This is a genomic window from Novosphingobium sp. BL-S-32, assembly GCF_056857055.1.
Genome location: NZ_CM166477.1, coordinates 1,621,650 through 1,644,842 on the forward strand (window position 1 = coordinate 1,621,650; position 23,193 = coordinate 1,644,842).

The window sequence follows — 23,193 nt, forward strand, 5'->3', positions numbered from 1 at the left end:
TGTGTGGAAGCATCGGGATGGGCATGACGGGCGCCGCGGTCACATGTGGAACCGAACACCGACCATGGCGGTAACGTCATTATAGCCCTTGCCGAGGTCGGCCCCGACGCTGGCCTGCAAATCCACATTGTGCATTTGCAGGGTGGAACGCAGGTCGATCCGGCCGCTGTTGCTGACGGCCCGCGCTCCCGTGGTGGTGAAGCGGAAGTCCGGAGCCCCGGCGAATGCCGAAGTGATCGAACGGTCGGGGTCGAAATCGTGGACCCACGCAGCCCGCAGCGTGGTGACGAGGGCCTTGCCCTGCGGCAAGTCGATACGGCCCGCAACATTGGCGCCCAGCAGGCTGCGCGCGCGGGTCCAGTCCTTCCCGAAGAAGGCCAGGCCGAGCGTCGCGTTCTGCTGTGCCTCGCCATGCGTCTCGACAAAGCTCGGCAGTTGGAGGCGCGTGGCTTCCAGTGCACCGAAGGGCTGGAAGACAACGTTCCCGGTGCCGAACTGACGCGCCACTTCTGCGCGGCCCGACCACGCATGCGCAGTGAAGTCGCCGCGCGACTGCACATTGCCGTCGGCATAGAGCCACATGTCGCGCACGTAGTCGGTGTTCGAGACGCTGTAGAGCAGGTCCGCGCTGAGCGTCCATGCTCCCGGATGGAAGCCCGCATAGGCGCCCACCGTGTAGACCTTGGCCTTGCCCGACGTGCTCGCTCCCGCAACCGAGAAGCTCTGCGGATCGAAGCCGAAGCTGGCGCCCACAAGCGTCCGCGCATCAAAACGATAGTCCCAGCCGCCCTGGACGACATAGCCGCTGGTGCGCGTGTCGTGCGCGCCATCGTTTCCATCGAGCCGCTGACGGCCACCCTGGACGGTCATCCAGAGATTGCCGAGCTTCTCCTTCTCCCAGGCCGGCGCGAACATGCCGATACGGCCGAGGATCTGGCTGTCGATGCCGTCGTGGTTGTTGCCCACCGCCGTTAGCGTCGCACTCTGCGCGGCAGTCACGCCCTCGCCCGTCAGGCTGTCATAGACCGTGCCCAGCGCGCCGACCGTCGGGATCGAGATGATCGCGGCGGCCGTCGGCGCGAAGGCGTCGGTCGGCGTCTGCTGGATCTGATCGAGTACGCCGCCGATCATGGCCTGACGCTGGGTCAGTCCGGCCGGGGCATATTCGACCACGTAGCGGATCGACTGCTGGTTGGTCGAAGGATACGCCAGCGAGAACGTCGCCACGGCCGAATTCGGCGCAACGAGCTGAACTGCGTCCTGCCCGGTGATCCCACCCGCCGCATCGAGGATGACGACTTCGTTGGCCCCGGTCCGGGCATAGCCCAGATTGAGCAGGTTGGTGGTGACCTTGCCTGCCAGCACCGCCGCGCCCGATACGACAACCCGGTCGGCCGTATTGGCCTTGAGGTCGAGATCGAGGTTGTACTCGCTGGCCGCCGTCAGGGTCAGGCCGCCGCTCACCGCGAGCTGCGACACAACGCCGCCGCCACCCGGATTGAGAATGCCCGAGTTGACGAACGTGCCCGCACCCACGTTGACCAGCGAACCGGCCAGGAAGATGCCGCCATTGACGTTGGTGAAGCTGCCGACGCCGCTACCCAGATCGATCGAGCCGACGATGGTGCCGGAGTTGACGATCGTGTTGTTGCCGCCCTCCGCGTAGATCACCAGGCCTTCCTGCCCGTCCATGGTCTGGAGCGTGCCAGCATTGGTCACCGTATTGTCCGCGCCGCCGAGCAGCGAGACGGCATGACCGCCCAGACCGCCGACGACGTTGACCTTGCCGATGTCCAGCGTGATCGCACTGGCGCCAAGACCGCCGGTGCTCTGCGCAACGAGAGCGCTGGAGCCCGTGCCGGTGGTCACGACATCAGCGTTCACGGTGAGGTTCACCGCATTGCCGATGCCCGAGCTGCCCAGCACGCCAGTGCCGGAGCCCAAGGCCGAACCACCGCCGCCCACGGACTGGACGACCACACCGTTGGCATTGGCGCCGCTGGTGTGGATCGCCGCGCCCACGGTGACATCCACCGATCCGGCATCGACGCCGTTCGGGATCGCCGCAGTCTGGGCGATGGCGGCCATGCGCGCCATGCGCAGCGGGCTGACAGCACTCGCATCCACCACGTCCAGCGTCTGGACCGTGCCGTCCGCGCCAACCACGGAGGCCGCGCCGCCGCCACCGCCGATCGACTGCACCAAGAGTGCCGTCGATCCCGCGCCGGTGGTGGTGATCGTCTGATTGATCGCCACCGAAACGTCGCCGCCGCTACCGGTCGCGCCGTTCGACGCGCCCAGCGTCAGTGTGCCATCCGCGTTGGCCCCCACGGCGCTGACGTAACCGCCGCCGCCGCCGATGGACTGGACGACGACACCCGCCGCCCCCGCGCCGGTGGTCTGGACACGGCCATTGAGGGCAAAGTCGATAGTGCCGCCCGAACCGCTGGCCGCGCCGCCAAGGTCGACATTCGTGACCGTGCCGGCGCCGCCGGTATTGTCGAGGGTCGCCAGACCACCGCCGCCGCCGATCGATTGCACGAGCACCGCATTGGCGCCGGTGCCGCTGGTGACGACATCCGCCTTCTGGTCGAGCACGATGTTGCCGCCGTCACCACCCGCACCGCCGGTCGATCCGGCTGCAAGGGTGATGTCACCCAACGCGCCGCCTTCCATCGAGGACAGCGTGGCGACACCGCCGCCGCCGCCGATCGACTGGACGACTAGTGCCGAGGCGAGATTGCCCGAAGTGCCGATGGCGCCGGTGGAACTGGTGAAGGTGATGTCCCCACCATTGCCCGCCGTCGTCTGCGCACCGCCGGCAGTGAGCGAAGCCCCCGCCAGCGATCCGTCGGCAAGGCCGAGCGCCATGGTGCCGACACCGCCGCCGCCGCCGACCGACTGGGCGAGCAGGCCAAGAGCCCCGTCGCCTTCGGTGACGATGGTCGCGCTGTTGGCGATGGTCACTGCCGCACCCGAACCGGCCGAGTCCCCGCTGCCGCCGACAATGGTGGACCAGACGGCATTGCCGCTGCCGAACACCACATCGCCGGTAACGCCCTCGGTACCGCCGCCGCCGCCGATGGACTGCGCGGCGAAGCCGATGGCGCCTGCGCCCTTGGTCTGGACCTCGTTGGCGTTGGTCACATCGATGACGTTGCCGTCACCCGCGACACCGCCGGTGCTGCCCAGTTGCAGGGTCAGGCCATTGGAGCCGACTTCCAGCGGATCGGGCACGGAGAGCGCCACGTTGCCGCCGCCCGCGCCGATGGCCTGGGCCAGCAGGCCGTAGGAAAGCGCGCCCGCCGTCTGGAGCACACCGCCCGAGAGGTTGACGACGACCTTGCCCTGCTTGCCGCTGATCCCTTCGCCCTGCGCGCCCAGCGTCAGGTTCACGCCGTCGAAGGCGCCCGCCTGCGCGGCGATGGCATAGGCCGACTGGCCGCCGCCGCCCGCGATGGACTGCGCGAGCACCGCGATGGAATCGTCCGCCATGGTGACGATGCTGCCGGTAGAGGTGACGGTCACGTCGCCGCCGTCGCCGCCCGCGCCACCGGTGCCGCCTACTTGCGTGTTCAGCGAACCGCCGGTGACCGCCAGCGAGCCGGTGAAGCCGCCCGCACCGCCGCCGCCGCCGATCGACTGCGCCAGAATGCCGACCGAAGCCGCGCCTTCCACCAGGATCGAACCGGTGTTGGTGACGGTGATGTCGCCGCCATTGCCGCCTGCACCGCCGCTGCCGCCGAGCGCGGAAGTCATGCCGCCAAGCCCGGTGCTGAGCGTGCCGGAAACGACCATGCCCGCCGTGCCGCCGCCGCCGCCGATGGACTGCGCGAAGACGGCGTAGGACAGATCGCCCTTGGCATCGATCACGCCGCTGTTGCTGACCGTGATCGTGCCGCCGTCACCGCCGGCGCCGCCCGAGCCGCCAAGGCTCGTCGTCGTGGAGCTGCCGGTGCTGAGCGAGCCTGAGATGGACATGCCGCCAAGGCCGCCGCCGCCGCCGACCGACTGTGCGAAGACGCCGATGGAGTTGGCTTCCAGCGTCTGGATCACGCCGCTGTTGGACACCGCGATGTCGCCGCCATTGCCGCCGCCGGCACCCGCGCCGCCGATGGACTGGCTGAGCGCGCCGCCCGCGCCGACGGAAAGCCCGCCCGCGAAGCCGCCCGAACCGCCGCCGCCGCCGACCGACTGGCCGAAGACCGCAACCGAGCCCGCACCCTGTGCCAGCACGTTGCCGGCATTGGTCAGCGTGATCGCGCCGCCATTGCCGCCACCGCCGCCGGAGCCTGCGCCCAGCGTCGAATTGACCGCCCCGCCCGTGGCGATGGTGCCGTCGACCGCGAAACCGCCGGAACCGCCGCCACCGCCGATGGACTGCGCGAAGACGCCGTAAGACAGATCGCCATCGACCACGATGGTCGCGCCCGCGGCATTGGTGACGCTGATCGCGCCGCCGTCACCGCCGGCTCCGCCCGAACCGCCAAGCGTGTTGGACAGGCTGGAAACCGCGCCGTTTGTCGCCAGCGAGAAGCCGCCAAGGCCGCCGCCGCCGCCCACGGACTGGGCGAAGACGCCTGCTGCATTGGCACCCGCCGCATGGATCTGGCCGCTGTTGCTGACGGTAATATCGCCGCCCTGGCTGGCATCGCCACCGGCACCGCCGATGGTCGAATTGAAGGCGCCCTCGCCCGATCCGGTGAGACCGCCCGCGAAGCCGCCGGCACCGCCGCCGCCACCGATGGACTGCGCGAAGACCGCAACGGCCCCGGCACCCAGCGTTTCGATGGTACCGCTGTTGGTCAGCGTGATCGCGCCGCCAAGGCCGCCGCCACCGCCGGCACCGCCGCCGATGGTCGACTGCGCATCGCCGGTGAGCGCCACGGTCGCGCCGGCCGCAAAGCCGCCGTTACCGCCGCCGCCGCCGATCGACTGCGCCTGGATACCATAAGCGAAGGCGCCCTCGGTATAGACCGCGCCGCTGGTGTTCACGGTGATGTCACCGCCGATACCGCCCGCGCCGCCGCTGCCGCCGATCGTGTCGGACACGGCATCCATCTGCGACGCCGCGCCGCCGACGACAAAGCCGCCGACACCGCCGCCACCGCCGACCGACTGGGCAAGGATCGCCACCGCCTGATCGCCGGCCGTCGCCACGAGGCCGCTGTTGGAGACCGTGATATTGCCGCCCGCACCGCCGTCGCCGCCGGCTCCGCCGACCGACGAACTGGCCGAAGCGCCTTCGGCCGAAAGACCGCCGCCTGCAGCAAAGGCACCGGCACCACCGCCGCCGCCGATGGACTGTGCGAAGACCGCAATCGAGGCGTCGCCCAGCGTGACGACTTGGCCTGCATTGTCGATGGCAATCGTGCCGCCAAGACCGCCTGCACCGCCGATACCGCCGCCGACGCCGTTCTCCACGTCGTCGCCGAGCGCCAGCGCACCGCCAGCCGCAAAGCCGCCCGCACCGCCACCGCCGCCAACCGACTGCGCGAAGACGCCGTAGGAAATGGCGCCATCGGTCTCGATCTTGCCGCCGGCTGCGTTGCTGACGGTGATGTCACCGCCGTCACCCGCCGTGCCGCCGTCTCCGCCGACCGTCTGCGAAACCGCACCGGCCTTGGATGCCGCGCCGCCGGTCGAGAAGCCGGCGACACCGCCGCCACCGCCCACGGACTGCGCGAAGAGCGCCGTCGCATTGCTGCCCTGCGTCAGGATCGAACCGCCGTTCTCCAACGTGATCGTGCCGCCCGAACCGCCTGCGCCGCCCGAACCGCCGATCGTGTTGGAAGTCGCGCCGCCTTCGGCCGAGAGACCGCCGCCGGCCGCGAAGCCGCCCGCACCGCCGCCACCGCCGATGGACTGCGCGAAGACCGCAATCGCGCCCTCGCCCGCCGTCTGGATCGCGCCGAGGCTGCTCAGCGTGACATTGCCGCCGATACCGCCGCCGCTGCCCGAGCCGCCCCCGACGCTGGAGTCCACGTCGCCTTCAAGGCTGAGCGCGCCGCCGGCCGCGAACGCGCCCGAACCGCCGCCACCGCCGACCGACTGCGCGAAGACCGCGTAGGAGAAGTCACCCAGTGTGGTGATCGAACCACCCGCGCCGTTGCCGATGGAGACTTCGCCGCCGTCACCGCCGGCTCCGCCGCTGCCGCCAACCGTGTTCGAGGCGCTGTCCGCCTTCGAGGCGCTGGCGCCGACCGAGAAGCCGCCGACACCGCCGCCGCCGCCCACAGACTGGGCATAGACCGCCGTGGCATTGGCGCCTTCGGTGCGGATCGAGCCGGTGTTGACCAGCGAAACCACGCCGCCGGCACCGCCATCGCCGCCTGCACCGCCAACCGAGTTGGAAGCCGCGCCGCCCTCGATAGTCAGGCCGCCGCCCGCCGCGAAGCCGCCGGCACCACCGCCGCCGCCCACGGACTGGGCGAAGACTGCGATGGAACCGTCTCCCGCCGTGCCGATCTTGCCGGCATTGCTCAGCGAAACCACGCCGCCGATGCCGCCGCCGGCACCGTCGCCCGCGCCGACCGACGAATTCGCATCGCCCTCAAGGCTCAGCGCCGCGCCAGCCGAGAAGCCGCCCTGACCGCCGCCGCCGCCGACAGACTGCGCGAAGACCGCATAGGACAGCGTGCCCAGCGTGATAACGGCGCCGTTCGCGCCATTGGCCACGGAGACTTCGCCGCCGTCACCTCCCGCGCCGCCGCTACCGCCGACCACGGTCGAGACGCTGTCCGCCTTCGATGCGGAGGCACCCACGGCAAAGCCGCCCTTGCCGCCGCCACCGCCGACAGACTGTGCGAAGATTGCGGTCGCATTGGCGCCTTCAGTCTGGACCAGGCCATCGGTCGTGATCGAAACCACACCGCCGGCACCGCCCGCGCCGCCCGAACCGCCAACGCTGTCCGAAGCCGAACCGCCTTGCGCGGTCAGGCCCGCGCCCACCGCGAAGCCGCCGGCACCGCCGCCGCCGCCCACCGACTGGGCGAAGACCGCCACAGAGCCTGCGCCCTTGGTCGCGATCGTGCCGGTATTGTCGAGGCTGACGAGGCCGCCCGCGCCGCCGCCACCACCGCTGCCACCGCCCACGCCGGACTCGGCATCGCCTTCGAGGCTGAGACCCGCGCCGGCCGCAAAGCCGCCCGAACCGCCGCCACCGCCGACCGACTGCGCATAGACTGCGTAGGACAAGTCGCCATCGGTCGTGATCGTGCCGCCATTGTTGGCGATCGTGACGTCACCGCCCGCACCCGCCGCGCCGCCGCTGCCGCCGACAAGGTTCGAGGCCGCATCGGCGCTGGCTGCTGCCGCACCGGCGGAGAACCCGCCTGCGCCGCCGCCGCCGCCCACCGACTGGGCCAGGATCGCGGTCGCATTGGCGCCCAGCGTCTGGATCGTGCCGCTGCTGGTAACCGAAACGAGGCCGCCGTCACCGCCGCCAGCGCCCTGGCCGCCCACGGCATTGCTGGCCGCGCCGCCCTTGACGCTGAGGCCGCCCGAAACGGCAAAGCCGCCCGAACCGCCGCCGCCGCCGATGGACTGCGCCAGCACTGCCAGCGAGCCATCGCCCCGCGTGCCGATGTCGCCTGCGTTGTCGATGGACACCACGCCGGCCGAACCGCCCGCGCCGCCCGATCCCGCGCCCACGGTGGAGCTGGCATCGCCTTCGAGGGCAAGGCCCGCGCCGACCGAGAAGCCGCCGGAACCGCCGCCGCCGCCGATCGACTGCGCCTGGATCGCGATGGACATCGCGCCTTCGGTAACGATCGTGGCGTTCGCCGTGTTGACCAGCGTAACATCGCCCGCCGAACCCGCCGTACCGCCGTCTCCGCCGATGGAGCTGTTCGCCGCGCCGCCCTTGGCCAGCGCGCCGCTGACCGCGAAGGCGCCGTTGCCGCCGCCGCCGCCGATCGACTGCATCAGCACCGCCGTTGCGTTGGCGCCCTGCGTCAGGATCGTGCCGTCGTTGTAGAGCGAGACCGTGCCCGCCGAACCGCCGCTGCCCGCGCCGCCGCCAATGGCATTGGAAAGGGTGCTGTCGCTGCCGCCCGCAAGGCCCGCGCCCACCGCGAAGCCGCCACTGCCGCCGCCGCCGCCGATGGACTGCGCGAAGACCGCCACGGCGCCGTCGCCGCTGGTCTGGATCAGGCTGTAGTTGTTGACGCCGACATTGCCGCCGTCACCCGCTGCGCCGCCAGCTCCGCCGCCGACCGAGGAGGTTGCCCCTTCGGACAGCGAGAGCGCGCCGCCCGTGGCGAAACCGCCCGAACCGCCGCCGCCGCCGATCGACTGGGCAAGAATGGCGTAGCCGAAGTTGCCGGTGGTCACGACCGTGCCGGTCGAGCCATTGGCCACTTCCACCGTGCCGCCGTCACCGCCGGCGCCGCCGCTGCCGCCCACTGCGTCGCTGGCCGATGCCGCCTTGGAAGCGGATGCGCCCAGCGAGAAGCCGGCCGAACCGCCGCCGCCGCCGATGGACTGCGCAACGATCGCCACCGAGCGGTCGCCCAGCACCTGGATATTGCCGGTGGTCACCACCTTCACGCCGGCCGCATCGCCCCCGACGCCGCCCGAACCGCCAAGGCTGTTGGCCACGGATTCCGAGGTGGAAGAGATCGAGAGCGAGCCGGAGAAGCCGCCCACGCCGCCGCCGCCGCCGATCGACTGCGCCACGACGCCGTTCGATGCCGCGCCGAAGGTGTAGATGTCGCCAGTGTTCTGCACGGTGACCGTGCCGGCGTTCTGGCCCGAACCGCCCGCGCCGCCCGTGGCGCTGGAGGCCGCCTTTTCGCCCAGGGCCAAGGCGCCGGCCACGGCAAAGCCGCCCGAACCGCCGCCGCCGCCGATCGACTGCGCCAATACGCCGTCCGACAGCGCGCCGTGGGTCTGGATCAACGCGCTGGTGGAGACGAGGACATTGCCGCCCACGCCGCCATCGCCGCCCGAACCGCCGGTGACGGCGCTGGCGCCCTCACCATCCGATGCTGCCGCAAGGCCAAGCGAGAAGCCGCCCACGCCGCCGCCGCCGCCGATCGACTGGGCGACCACCGCCGCCGAGCCATTGCCCAGCGTGCCGAGTGCGCCGCTGAGCGTCAGGTCCACATTGCCCGCGTCGGAACCGATGCCGCCCGCACCGCCGACCGAGCTGACCGCCGCGCCGCCGCCCAGCGCCGCCGCCAGACTGCCCGAGAAGCCACCCGCGCCGCCGCCACCGCCGATCGACTGGGCCAGCACCGCATTGGTGGCATCGCCCGAAGTCAGGATCTGGCCGACCGAAACGACCGTGACATTGCCCGCAGCATTACCCGCGCCGCCCGCGCCGCCGACGCTGTCGGATGCGCCCGAGCCCTTGGTCGCAATCGCGCCGGAGACCGAGAAGCCGCCGGTGCCGCCACCGCCGCCGATCGACTGCGCGACGATGCCGCGGCTGTGATCGCCATCGACCTTGATGTTGCCGATCGAGGTCACGCTCACATCGTCGGCCGAACCGGACGATCCGCCCGCGCCGCCAGTGGAACTGGAAACCGCGTCCGCACCCGAAAGTGCGAGACCGGCCGAAACCGAGAAGCCGCCGTTACCGCCGCCGCCACCGATGGACTGCGCGACGATGCCGGTGGAATTGGCCCCGTGGGTGAAGATATCGCCGGTATTGGCCACGTCCACGGTGCCGGCATTGCCGGCCGATCCGCCCGCGCCGCCGCCGATGGTGGAGTTCGCCTCACCCTCAACGCTCAGCGCGCCGCCGACCGAGAAGCCGCCGGAACCGCCGCCGCCGCCGATGGATTGCGCCAGGATCGCGCCCGATTGCGCGCCGAAAGTCTCGATGCCGCCAGTGTGGGTGACGGAAACGTCGCCCGCATCGCCTGCCGAGCCGCCGTCGCCACCGGTCGAATCCGCCGTCGCGCCGCCGCTGGAGGACAGCGCCGCGCCTACCGCAAAGCCGCCCGCGCCGCCGCCGCCGCCGATCGATTGCGCCAGCAGCGCCACCGAGGCCGTGCCCTTGGTGACGACATTGCCGTTTACATCGACACTGACATTGCCCGCATTGCCCGAGGAGCCGCCAGCGCCGCCGCCGATGGTCGAATCCGCATCGCCCTCGATGGACGCGCCCGCGCCGACCGCGAAGCCGCCGGAACCGCCGCCGCCGCCCACCGACTGGGCGATAACGCCGCGTGCCTGGGCGCCGTCGGTCTGGATATCACCATCAACCGTGACGCTGACATTCCCGGCATCGCCGGAGGAACCGCCGCCGCCGCCGGTCGAATCCGAGGCCGCGCCGCCCGAGGACGAAAGCGCTGCCGAGACCGAGAAGCCGCCGACACCGCCGCCGCCCCCGACCGACTGCGCCAGCACGCCGTTGGCCGCCGCGCCTGCGGTGATGACCGTTCCGGTCTGAACCACCGTCACATCCGAAGCGGAACCGGCTGCACCGCCGGCGCCGCCGCCGACGCTGGACTTGGCGTCCGAATCCATCGACGCGCCCGCGCCGACCGAGAAGCCGCCGGTGCCGCCACCGCCGCCCACCGACTGGGCGAACACGCCGTTGGCCGATGCGCCCGCGGTCTGGATATCGCCGTCATGCGACACGGAAACGCTGCCCGCGCTGCCGCCCGCGCCGGCCGAACCGCCGACACTGGTGCTGGTCGCGCCGCCCTCAAGGCTGAAGCCCGCGCCGACCGAGAACCCGCCCGAACCGCCGCCGCCGCCGACCGACTGCGCGAAGATGCCGTTCGAATTGGTGCCGCTGGTGACGATCGTGCCCACGTCGGACACGAACACGTCCCCGCCGTCGCCAGCCGTGCCGCCTTCGCCGCCGCCGACGCTCGATTCCGCGTCGCCCTTCATGGATGCGCCAAGGCCCACGGCAAAGCCGCCGTTGCCGCCGCCGCCGCCCACCGATTGGGCCAGGATACCGTTCGCATTGGCGCCGCTGGTGCCGATGTCGCCCGCGCGGTCCACCGTGACGGTGCCGGCATTGCCGCCGCCGCCACCCGTGCCGCCCACGCTGTCGCTGGTCGCCGCACCGTCGAGGCTGAGGCCCGCGCCGACCGAGAAGCCGCCGTTGCCGCCGCCCCCGCCGACAGACTGCGCGAAGACGCCATTGGCCTGATCGCCGAGGGTGACGATCGTGCCGGTTCCGGTCACGGTCACATCGCCTGCGTCGGAACCGTCGCCGGCGCCGCCGCCGCCGACCTTGGAATCCGCGTCGCCCTTGATCGAGACACCAAGGCCCACGGCAAAGCCGCCGTTACCACCGCCGCCGCCGATCGACTGCGCGAGGATACCGTTGGACCCGGTGCCCTTGGTCTGGATGTCGCTGTCGGCATGGACAGTGACATTGCCCGCGATCGCCCCGCCCGCACCGGCGCCGCCGACGCTGGTGGACGAAGAACCGCCCTCGCTGGAGAAGCCCGCGCCGACCGAGAAGCCGCCATTGCCGCCGCCGCCGCCGACCGACTGCGCGAAGATGCCTGCTGCTGCCGCACCTTCAGTCCAGATCGTGCCTTCGGTGGTGACCGAAACGTCGCCCGCGGTGCCGCCCAGCGAACCCGCGCCGCCGCCGACGTTCGATTCCGCATCGCCCTTCAGAGATACGTCGAGGCCCACGGCGAAGCCGCCGGAACCGCCGCCGCCGCCCACGGACTGCGCGAAGACGCCGTTGGAACCGTCACCCTTGGTGGTGATGCCTTCGCGCGCGATGACCGTGACGTTACCGGCGTTGCCGCCCGAACCGCCGCCGCCGCCAACGCTGTCGCTGGTGGAATCGCCTTCCGCGCTGAAGCCCGCGCTGACCGAGAAGCCGCCAGTGCCGCCGCCGCCGCCGACCGACTGCGCCAGCACGCCGTTGGACGCGGCGCCTTCGGTGTAGATCGCGCCGGTGGTGTCTACGCTGACGTTGTCCGAATTGCCCGCCGCGCCGCCTTCGCCGCCGCCGACGCTCGAAGACGCATCGCCCTTGATCGAGACGCCCGCGCCGACCGAGAAGCCGCCGTTACCGCCGCCGCCGCCGACCGACTGCGCGAAGATGCCGTTGGCGATATTGCCGGTGGTCTGGATCTTGCCGACGTTGACGACATCGACCGTGGACGCATTGCCGCCCGCGCCGCCGCTGCCGCCCACCTGGTTGGAGGACGCATCGCCCTCGCCCGAGAATGCGCCGCCGACCGAGAAGCCGCCGGAGCCGCCGCCGCCGCCGATCGACTGCGCGAGGATGCCGTTGGAGCCCGTTCCCGATGTGACGACGGAGTAATCCGCGATGCCTGCATTGGCACCCGCCGTGGCCGAAACGCTGACCATGCCGGCGTCATTGCCGGTGCCGCCGTTGCCGCCGACGCTCTGCGTGTCGGAATCACCCTTTGCCGAAAGGCTTGCGGAGATCGAGAAGCCACCATTGCCGCCGCCGCCGCCGACCGACTGCGCGAAGATGCCGTTGGCAATTTCACCGGTGGTCTGCACGGTGCCAAGGCTGGTCACGTCGACATTGCCGGCAAGGCCGCCGCTGCCGCCAGTGCCGCCGCTGCTGTTGCCGATGGACTGCCCCTCGACCGTGGCCGAGGCGGTCAGGCTGAAGCCGCCGTTGCCGCCGCCGCCGCCGATCGACTGGGCCTGGATGCCCGCCGCAAGGTTGCCCGAAGTCGACACATTGCCGGTCGAGCCGAGCGTGACGTTGCCCGCCGTATTGCCGGTACCGCCCGAACCGCCGATGCCCACGGCCACCGCATTGCCCACCGAGAGCGAAAGCGCGCCGGCGAAACCGCCATTGCCGCCGCCGCCGCCCACCGACTGCGCGAAGAGGCCGACCGAGCTGGCACCGCTCGTCGAAATATCGCCGGTGCTAATCAGCGAGACGTCGCCCGCCTCGCCGCCCGAACCGCCCTTGCCGCCAACCGCGACCGAGGCTGAAATCCCGTCGCTGCTCGCCGTCAGCGTACCGGAAACGGCGAAACCGCCATTACCGCCGCCGCCACCGATGGACTGGGCCAGAATGCCGTCCGCCTGATCGCCCAGCGTGGTGATGTTGCCTGCGGAGACGACCGAAACCGCCTCACCCTTGCCGCCGGAGCCGCCCTTGCCGCCCAGCGCCAGCGCTGCCGAGGCATATTCCGCGCCTGCTACTGCGACTGAGAAGCCACCATTGCCGCCGCCGCCGCCGACCGACTGGGCGAAGATGCCGTTGGACAGCGTGCCTTCGGTGTAGATGTCGCCCGTGTTGGCGAGCGTGACAGTACCCGCATCGTTGCCGGTGCCCCCGGTGCCGCCGAACGACAGTGCCGCCGCACCGTACTGCGCGCCCGCGACGCTGGCGGAGAAGCCGCCATTGCCGCCGCCGCCGCCGATGGACTGCGCGACAAGGCCGCTCGACTGGTCGCCCGTAGTCGCGATCTGGCCGGTGGAGGTGAGCGTGACGTCGCCCGCCGTGCCGCCCGCGCCGCCGGTGCCGCCGAAGCCGATGGCGACTGCGCCGTACTGGCCGCCCGCCGCGCTGACGCTCCAGCCGCCGTTGCCGCCGCCACCGCCGATGGACTGGACTTGCGCGCCCGCGCTGAAGTCGCCCAGCGTGACGATGTCGCCGGTATTGGTCAGGTCCGCGTCGCCTGCCGCACCGCCGGTGCCGCCCTTGCCGCCGAAGCCAATGGCTGCCGCGCCGTACTGTGCAGCCGCCGCGCTGACGGAGAAGCCGCCGTTGCCGCCGCCGCCGCCGACCGACTGCGCAAACAGGCCCTGCGAATAGTTGCCCTCGGTCCAGATATCGCCGGTCGAGGTGAGCGTGACGTCACCCGCCGCGCCGCCCGTGCCGCCGTTACCGCCGAAGGAGAGCGAAACGGCGCCGAACTGGGCGCCCGATGCAGAGATCGCGAAGCCGCCGTTACCGCCGCCGCCGCCGATGGACTGCGCGCGCACGCCGGCCGAGAAGTCGCCCGAAGTCGTCAAGTCGCCATCGGAGTCGACCGAAACGTCACCCGCCGAACCGCCGACACCGCCCGTGCCGCCCATCGAGAGGCTGACCGCGCCGAACTGGCCGCCTGCCGCCGAGATCGCGAAACCGCCGTTGCCACCGCCGCCGCCCAGCGACTGGGCGAAGATGGCGTCGGCATTGTTGCCCAGCGTCTGGATGTCGCCGGTGCTGTCGATGCTGACATTGCCGGAGGAGCCGCCGTCGCCGCCCTTGCCGCCGAACGAGGCGGAAATGCCGCCGCCCTGGCCGCCCGAAGCCGCGATGGCGCCGCCGCCATTGCCGCCACCGCCACCGACCGACTGCGCGAACAGGCCCTGCGAGCTGTCGCCCTCGGTCAGGATATTGCCGGTGCTGACCAGCGTGACCGTGCTGCCGGTGCCGCCATTGCCCGCGCCGCCGCCGAACGCCAGCGAAGCGCCGCCGGCCCAGCCGCCGCTGGCCGAAATCGCCAGACCGCCGTTCCCGCCGCCGCCGCCGACCGATTGTGCCAGAATGCCGGCCGCAGCCGCGCCCTGCGTCCAGATGCCACCGTCAGAGGTGACCGAAACTTCGTCGCCGTCGCCGCCGTTGGCGCCCGCGCCGCCCATGGAGAGGCCCGCGGCACCGATGCCGCCGCCCGAAATCGCCGCCGAGAAGCCGCCGTTACCGCCGCCCCCGCCGACCGACTGGGCAAGGATACCATTGGACAGGTCGCCCACCGTGGTGATCGTGCCGGTGCTGGAAACGGTGACCTTGGCGCCCTTGCCGCCGTTCGCGCCGCTGCCGCCGAAGGCTGCCGACATCGCGCCAATGCCGCCGGCCGATCCGGAAACCGCAAAGCCGCCATTGCCGCCGCCACCGCCCACCGATTGGGCGAAGATGCCGTTGGCGCTGACGCCTTCGGTCGAAAGGTCGCCCGTCGAGGAGACGGTGACATCGTCGCCCGCGCCGCCATTACCGCCGCCGCCGCCGAAGGTCAGGCTGGCCGCGCCCGCCGCACCGCCCGCAAGGCCCACCGCGAAGCCGCCATTACCGCCGCCGCCGCCGACGCTTTCGGCGAAGATCGCGTCCGACTGATCGCCCTTGGTCGAGATATCGCCAACCGAGACGACCTTGACGGTCGAACCGTCCGAACCCGCGCCGCCGACGCCGCCGAAGGTGGAGGTGATCGCACCGATGCCAATCGCCGCGCTGGCCGCGAAACCGCCATTGCCGCCGCCGCCGCCGACCGACTGTGCGAAGATGCCGCGCGACTGGTCGCCCTCGGTGGTGATGTCCGTGGCGCTCTTGACATCGACGAGGCCGCCTGCACCGCCAACGCCACCGCCGCCGCCGAAGCTCATCGCCAGCGAACCGCCGAGCGAGGCTCCCGCCGCAACCGAGAAGCCGCCGTTACCGCCGCCGCCGCCGACGGAGCTGGCGAAGATGCCGTCCGAAAGCTGGCCCTTGGTGGCAATCGTGCCTTGCAGGCCGACGCGCACGGCGCCACCTGAGCCGCCCGAGCCACCCGAGCCACCGAATGCGATCGACGCCGTCGCGCCAATGCCCGCCGAAGCCGAGAGCGCAAAGCCGCCATTGCCGCCGCCCCCGCCGACCGACTGGACGAACAGGCCGCTCGAACGGTCGCCATACGTCTCGATATAGGCCGCGCCCATGTCCGAGCTGGCCGTCGTGCAGGCGGAGTTGGTGTTGACGCAGATATCGCCGCCCGCGCCGCCGCCGCCGCCCGAACCGCCGAATGCGGCGCTGGCGAAGAGCCCGCCCGCCACCGCCGAACCGCCGTTGCCGCCGCCGCCGCCAATCGATTGCACGAAGATCGCGGTCGCGTCGTCGCCCGAAGTCGAGACGAGGCCGGTTTCGTTGAGGACGACCTTGCCGCCCTTGCCGCCGTTGCCGCCGTCGCCGCCGATCGCGAGCACGCCGGTGCTGGAACCGCCGTTGCCGCCGCCGCCGCCGATCGATTGCGCAATGATACCCAGAGCCTGGTCGCCCTGGGTGGTGATCATGCCGCTGTTGGTGACCGTGACCACGCCGCCATTGCCGCCGCCGCCGCCCGAACCGCCAATCGAGATGAGACCGGTCGAGGAGCCGCCGTCACCGCCGCCGCCGCCCACAGACTGCGCCTGGATGCCGATGGAGCGCAGGCCGGTGGTCAGGATCGAGCCGCCGTTGGTGACCGTTACGCTGCCGCCGGGGCTCGTGCCCGAGCCGCTGCCGCCAATTGCGGCAAGGCCGGTCGAATTGCCGCCGGCGCCGCCGCCGCCGCCCACCGATTGCGCGAAAATGCCGCGCGCATAATCGCCCGTGGTCTTCAACGCGCCTTGGTTGTTGACGATCACAGTGCCACCAAGGCCGCCGCTCGCGCCCGAACCGCCAAGGCCGACAAGACCGACCGTACCGGAACCAGACCCGCCGCCGCCGCCGACCGATTGCGCGAAGATCGCATCCGCCCATGAGCCGGACGTGGTGATCGATCCGCCCGAGCTCTGCGTGACCTGAACCAGTCCGCCGTCGCCGCCGCCCGCGCCCGAACCGCCGAGCGAGACAAGACCGCCGGTGCCCGCAGCCGAACCGCCGCCGCCGCCAACCGACTGGGCGAAGATACCCTTGCCCGAAGCACCGGTCGTCACCATCGTCGCGCCCGAAGACACGTACACGGTGCCGCCATTGCCGCCGCCCGCGCCCGTGCCGCCCAGCGCGGCCAGACCGCCGCTGACGCCGGCATTGCCACCGCCACCACCGATCGACTGCGCCATCACGCCGTAGGAGCCGATGCCCGCCGTGGAGACATAGGCGCCATCGGCAATGGCGATGCTGACGGTTCCGGCATCGCTGCCTTCGCTGCCGGCACTGCCCAGCGCCACCAGACCGACCGTCGTGCCGCCGTTGCCGCCGCCGCCGCCTACCGATTGCGCAAAGAAGGCATGGGCATAATCGCCGGTCGTCTTCGTGGAGGAATCGAAGCCCGCAGTGATCGTGGCGTTGCCGCCCGCGCCGCCCGCGCCGCCGGAGCTGGAATCGGCGAATACGCCGCCACTGGTGCCGCCGCTACCGCCCGAGCCGCCCACCGACTGCGCAAGGACGCCATGCGCACCGTCCCCCGAGGTCTGGACGACGCCATTCTGGTTGACGAGGACATTGCCGCCCTTGCCCCCGTAGCTGCCACCGCCGCTGGACGCGACGAGGCCGAAGCTGTCGCCGCCGCTGCCCGCCGTGCCGCCAAGGCTTTGCGCCAGAATGCCGATCGAACCGCCGCCGCTGGTGGCAACGGAACCCTCGTTGGTGACTGCCGCATTGCCGCCCACGCCCGGCGAACCGCCGCCCGAACCGCCGCTCGACAGCCAGCCGGAACCACCATCGCCGCCCTTGCCGGCCGAGCTGCTGACAAGGATACCATAGGCACTCGTGCCCGTGGTCACCACGCTCGCCGTGCTGACCAGACTGACATCGCCGCCTACGCCGGCAGTGCCGCCGGTGCCGCCATGCGAGCCGAGATAGCCGTTGCCGCCCTTGCCGCCGTTACCGCCGATGCTCTGCACGATGACGGCCGCCAGGCCGCTCGACTGCGAGGAAATCGAACCAGAGATGGAATCGGTGATGTCCGGACCATTCGAACCCGAACCACCGTTACCGGCCGAGATGAACAGCGCGCCGATGTGCCCGTTGCCGCCGCTGCGGCCGCGCTGGACGTTGCGATAAGTGCGATCGCCCGGGTCAGAAGGCAGATCGATGTTGTCGGCCCCGCTCGCATTGGTCGCGGGCGCGATCGAGGTTACGACATCGGTGGTGCTGATCGTGCTGTCGGCAGAGCTTTGCAGCGAGACGGACGTAACCGCGCCGCCGGAATTGGTGGTGACATCAGTGACAGTGTAGGTCGTCCCCGAAACGTCGAAAGTCTGCCCCACTTCGGTGGCGAGCAGGATCACATTGTTGCTGGCCGTCTGCACCTGCATCGGCGGCATCTGCGTGGTGACGACTTCCAGTTCACCTGTAAGCGGATTTTCGATCTGCGACCCGACAGGCGGCATCACGATCGGCCCCGGAGTGGGAGTGGGAGTCGGCGTGGGGGTCGGCGTGGCAGACGGCGTCGGTGCGGGGGTGGCAGATGCCGCGAAGGGCACGACCCCGCCCAAAACCATCATTGCAGCAAGCGTCGCCACGGACGTTCCCGCGCGCCATGAGCGGGCAGAGCGCGTCTCTCCCGTGCTCTCGGTGGAACGGCCAGCGAAAGTGTCAATAATGTTCAAGGTGAAGCCCCCCGGAGCCTGATCGGCCTGTTGTCCGGCCCGCCTTAGGAGCGGGATGGCCCTGCTGTACGCCACGCGGCGGGCAGCAGGAATCCGGGACAACACATAGAAAATGTCAGAATAATTTCCTGCTTATCAAAGCGTTAGAAAATCATTCGCGATGTCTTGAGACGCGGCGATGCGTCAAAGCCGCCCTTTCCGCACTGCCTTATGCAGCGCGGATCGGGCGGCTCTGGTACGGCCGGAAAATCAGGTCGTGCGGGAAACCGCCGCCAGCGCGTCCCACTTCGCCTGCGAAGCGATCTGCGCATGGATCGCGGGCAGCGCACCGGCTTCACGCAGGCGCAGGAACTGCTCGTTCGGCAGCGCTTCGAAGCGGGTGCGATCTACTGTGCTGTATTCGACCAACAGACTGGGATCAGTTGCACCAGGCGCAGTGTAGTGCACACGCTTTACTTCGAAGAGCTCCAGCTCTTCCAGCAATGCGATCAGCAAACGCGTGCGGGCCTGCGCGCTTTCGTAGTTCTCGCAGAATCGCAGCGCCTGAAGGGTCAGCTCGGTGGCTTCGCCGCTGTCGAAGAGCGCGACGGCACCGTCTTCGGTCTTGCCGGCGACGCGGCCAGAAGCGTGATCGAGGCAGAGGATCAGGCGTTCGCTGCCTTCATCACGCGCAAACACGAAAGGATAGCGGCGCAAATAGGCGGGAATATAGGCCCCTGCCTGATAGCGGCCTTCCGAAACGAACAGATTGCGCTCCGCTTCCAGTCCGGTAACGACGTAAGGCTGGCGATCGTCGCCGAAGAACAGGATGGGATAGTCGAGCGAGGCCCGTTCGAACTCATCGACGGTCAACTGGATCATCGGCGCGGCGGCGGCAAAGCCGAAATCGGTGGGCGCCACGATCACCGCCGCATCGGCGTGAGTCGCGCTGTGTACAGGACGTGGATCGCGATAGAGCGGAAGGCTTCCGTTAACCTGCGGCGCGTTGGCGGCCCCTGCCGCAACATTCGCGGCCTTGCGATTCTTCTGCTTCAATTCCGTCATATGCCCCACCGAAAAAATCAAATCCCGTCGCAGCCAACCTGAACTTTCGTGCACAATGCGCACCGTCAAATCTGCAACTTTGGTACGATTTTGGCATTATAGAGCGGTTAACGCCCCCGCAAGCATGTCCCCTATGAAATTTATTTCCGAATGGTCAAAAGTGCGCAATACGAACGCCAAATTATGGTTAAAATGACACTAAACGCGCAGAAGGTCCGGTACAGTATTCGATATTTTTCGATACAATTGGATAATGCCGAAACTCATCTTGATAATAACGACACCATTACGGGCTTTGAGAAAAATTTGCTTCAGTAGATTTTTCGAGAAATGACCTGTGCTTGCACTGAATTGTGAAACATAGGTCTGCATTGTCCATTTGTCAGATCAAGGCGGCGTGTACGTTGTGCAATACCATCCGATTGGGCAACACACTTATACGCCACAAACTGCATCTTTGACGCCTGCGATCATCGTCCACGCGCCTTGACCGTATTATCGCCCCTGCCGAGCCTTGTGCGGGCCGAGGCAATCCTGTCGGGGCACAAATTTGCGCCCATACTATCCACATGAATTTCCTGTGAAACCAGCGCCGATCGAGCCATCCCAAGCGCCAACCGGAACGCAATGCAACAGCCACGTAGAGCTCGCCGTTGCGACCGGAGCAGCGACCGAACCATATGTCGCGTTTGTTGCATCGCTTGACGCGACCCGGTTTGAGGCATACGTGTAGATCCAGATGATAGCGCTACCTAATGCGCTACAGAGCCAATACGTGAGTTGGAGCCCCGCGCTCCGACGATCAGTTCGGTTGAAAAAGGGGAGGAATGATGAAGGACATGCCATCTTTGCGCGCGTATCTCTTGGGTGGGGCCGCGCTTATTTTTTACCACAGTGTGCCAGCGCTGGCACAAGACGCCGCTCCGGCAGCTGCACCGCCTTCGGATACGCAAACCGCACAGCAGGAAGCCACTGCGGCCGACATCATCGTCACCGGCTCGCGCATCGCGCGCAACGGCTTCGATGCCTCCACGCCGGTCAGCGTGGTGAGCCAGGAAGACATCAAGCTTTCCGGCAATGTGAATGTCGAGCGGACTTTGTCCGAACTGCCTCAGGTGGTCGGCTCGCAGCTTGGCAGCGCGACTTCGAACACCGTTCCGGGCGGCTTTGCGGACGTCAATCTTCGCGGGTTCGGCTCGACGCGTAACCTGGTGCTGGTCAATGGACGGCGCTATGCCATTTACGGCCCGGAGCAAGTCACCGATCTCAACACCATCCCGTCCAGCCTGATCGCCCGCACGGAAATCGTGACCGGCGGCTCTTCCGCTGTCTATGGTTCGGACGCGATCACCGGCGTCGTCAACTTCATCATGCGCGACGATTTCGAAGGCGTGGAAGCACGCGCGCAGCTCAACATGGACCGTCCGACGGGCACGCCCGTCTACACGTTCGACCTGACCATGGGCGGCAATTTCGCGGATGGCCGCGGCAATCTCGTCGTCTCAGGCAACTATCTCAACCGAGGGTCGATCACGCGCGGCGAGCGCGGCGATTTCGCCTATGACTCGCTGTCGGACGGCTGCGTCGTTCCCGGCAGCGGCAGCAGCAGTCGCGCGGGCACGCCTTTCACGCCGCCGTCCGGTCAGGGCTGCGTCGCCGGTGGCGGCCAGCTGGGCTTCGTAGCCGGCGGCAGCGGCGACATTCCCAACGGTCGCTTCTCCGGCATCCCGGCCTTCGGCGGTTCGAACACGGCGCTGAACGCGGCCTATGCCGCAGCGGGCCTTTCCTCGCTCACCTCGCGCGGGTTCACCTTCAATGACGCGGGAACCACCGCACGCCCGCAGATCTCGCCGCAGGATGACTTCAACCTCGGCCCCGACAACTACCTGATCCAGCCGCAAAAGCGCTGGATGATCAACAGCTTCGGCCATTACGACGTCACCGACAGCGTCACCGGCTACATGGAGCTTCACTACAGCAACAACGTAGTGAACGCCCGCCTCGCACCGACCAATGTCGGCGCCCCGACGCTGTTCGATGTCGACAATCCCTATCTGACGCCGCAGCTGCAGGACGTCCTGCACCAGCTCGATCTGGCGGAAACCGGCACCACCACCGTCACCAGCGGCACGTCCACGCGCACGACCACGCCGGGCGACGGTCTGGCCGTGCTCACCGCCGGCCGGCGCTACAGCGAAGTCGGCCCGCGTCTGGCCAGCGAACGACGCAACGTGTTCCGCGGCGCCTGGGGCCTGAAGGGTAAGATCGGCGATCTGTCCGAAGATTTCTTCACCGACCTGAAGTTCGACGCCTATTACACTTATGCGCGCAGCGAGGACACGCTGCTGCTCCAGAACGCGATCTCCCGCAGCCGCCTGCAGGCCGCCTTGCTCTCGGTGGGTGGTGCGGACCCGGTCTGCAACATCTTCGGCCAGAACGTCTCGGCAGACTGCGCGAACGCAATCCGCATCAGTGCCACCAACTCCACCATCGCCACCCAGCAGGTAGCGCAAGGCAGCATCACCGGCACCGCGTTCAAGCTTCCGGCCGGCCCGGTGGGCTTCTCGCTCGGCACCGAATGGCGCAAGTCCAGCGCCACCTTCACGCCGGACTCCTTCCTGGCATCGGGCGACGTCGCGGGCTTCAACCCCGGCCTTCCGACCAAGGGCGACGTTTCGGTGAAGGAAATCTTCGGCGAGCTTCGCGTGCCGCTGGTGCACGATACGCGCTTCGTTGAAAGCCTGGTTGCCAATGGCGGCTTCCGCTATTCGGACTACAGCCTCGCGGGCGTGGGCGGCCAATGGACCTACCTTGGCGGTCTGGACTGGCGCGTCAACCGGGACATCGCGTTCCGGGGCCAATACCAGCGCGCCATCCGCGCGCCCAACGTCAGCGAGCTGTACGGCGGCGTGACCCGCGTGGTCGGCGTGGCGACCGATCCCTGCTCGTCGCGCGCGCCCACCGCACAGCAGACCGCCGCCGTGCGCGCCGTCTGTGTCGCCACCGGCGTTCCGACTGCTGCGGTGTTCACCGACGCAGTGCAGCCCAACAGCATCATGCCGGCCGATTTCGGCGGCAATCCGAACCTGGGTGCCGAAAAGTCCGACACGGTCACGTTCGGTGCAGTGCTGACGCCCAGCTTCGCGCCCCGGCTCTACCTGAGCGTCGATTACTTCAACATCTCGCTCGACGGCGCGATCTCGTCGCTGGGTGGCGGCCTCCAGAACACGCTGAACCTCTGCTATACCGTCATTCAGGACGCCAATAGCGAGTTCTGCCGCGCCATCGTCCGCAATCCCAACACGGGCGAGATCAACGATCCTTATGTGGCGCAGATCCGCAACGCCAATACCGGCAAGCTCAAGACCTCCGGCATCGACTTCGCGGCGCGCTACTCGTTCAACGTGGGCTTCGGCCTGCCGGGCGTGGGCGAGACCAGTTCGTTCGATATCAGCAGCAGCATGACCTATCTGGACGAGTTCACCTCCGTCCCGGTCGCCGCCCTGCCCGATATCAAGAACGAATGCGCCGGGGCCTACGGCCCGACGTGCGGCCAGCCGCTTCCGCGCTGGCGCGGCACGACGCGCATCACCTGGAATGTCGAGGATCTCAGCCTGAGCCTGCGGCACCGCTATATCGGCAAGGTCACGACCGACCGCTTCGTAGTGCCTGACCGTCAGGGCGCGGCCAATGCGCCTGCTCTGGACAGCTTCGCCTATCCGGTGCTCAAGGCGCAGAACTACTTCGATCTGTCGTTCAACTATACGCTCAAGGACGGGATCGAGATCTTCGGCGGCGCGAACAACATGTTCAACAACAAGCCTCCGGTGACGACGCAGGGACCGAACGCCAATACCTTCTCGGCCACCTATGACGTGCTCGGGACGGAGTTCTTCCTTGGCGCCCAGCTAAAGTTCTAAAATACAATGGGACGGGAAGCGGACGGATCCGCTTCCCGTC

At 69.2% G+C, this 23,193-nt stretch carries 3 protein-coding genes; 1 reads left to right on the plus strand and 2 read right to left on the minus strand.

What is annotated here, in order from left to right:
• Positions 1-39: 39 nt before the first annotated feature.
• Together AC1VVK_RS23630 and AC1VVK_RS23635 are read right to left on the minus strand one after the other, a co-directional pair.
• On the minus strand, positions 40-18,189 hold the full coding sequence (locus tag AC1VVK_RS23630) for a hypothetical protein (RefSeq protein WP_482905608.1): 18,150 nt from the start codon (positions 18,187-18,189) through the stop codon (positions 40-42).
• 249 nt (positions 18,190-18,438) lie between these two features.
• A complete protein-coding gene (locus tag AC1VVK_RS23635) occupies positions 18,439-19,224 on the minus strand; it encodes a SapC family protein (RefSeq protein WP_482905609.1) in 786 nt (261 codons plus the stop codon).
• An 848-nt stretch (positions 19,225-20,072) separates the two neighbouring features.
• Here AC1VVK_RS23635 and AC1VVK_RS23640 point away from each other — a divergent pair.
• Positions 20,073-23,153: a TonB-dependent receptor domain-containing protein gene (locus AC1VVK_RS23640; protein WP_482905610.1), complete on the plus strand. Its 3,081-nt coding sequence runs from the start codon at positions 20,073-20,075 to the stop codon at positions 23,151-23,153.
• The last annotated feature ends 40 nt before the right edge of the window (positions 23,154-23,193 follow it).

What these genes read in the sequence shown, in the direction of transcription:
- AC1VVK_RS23640 (WP_482905610.1), top strand. Translation starts at nt 20,073, where the DNA reads ATGCCATCTTTGCGCGCGTATCTCTTGGGTGGGGCCGCGCTTATTTTT.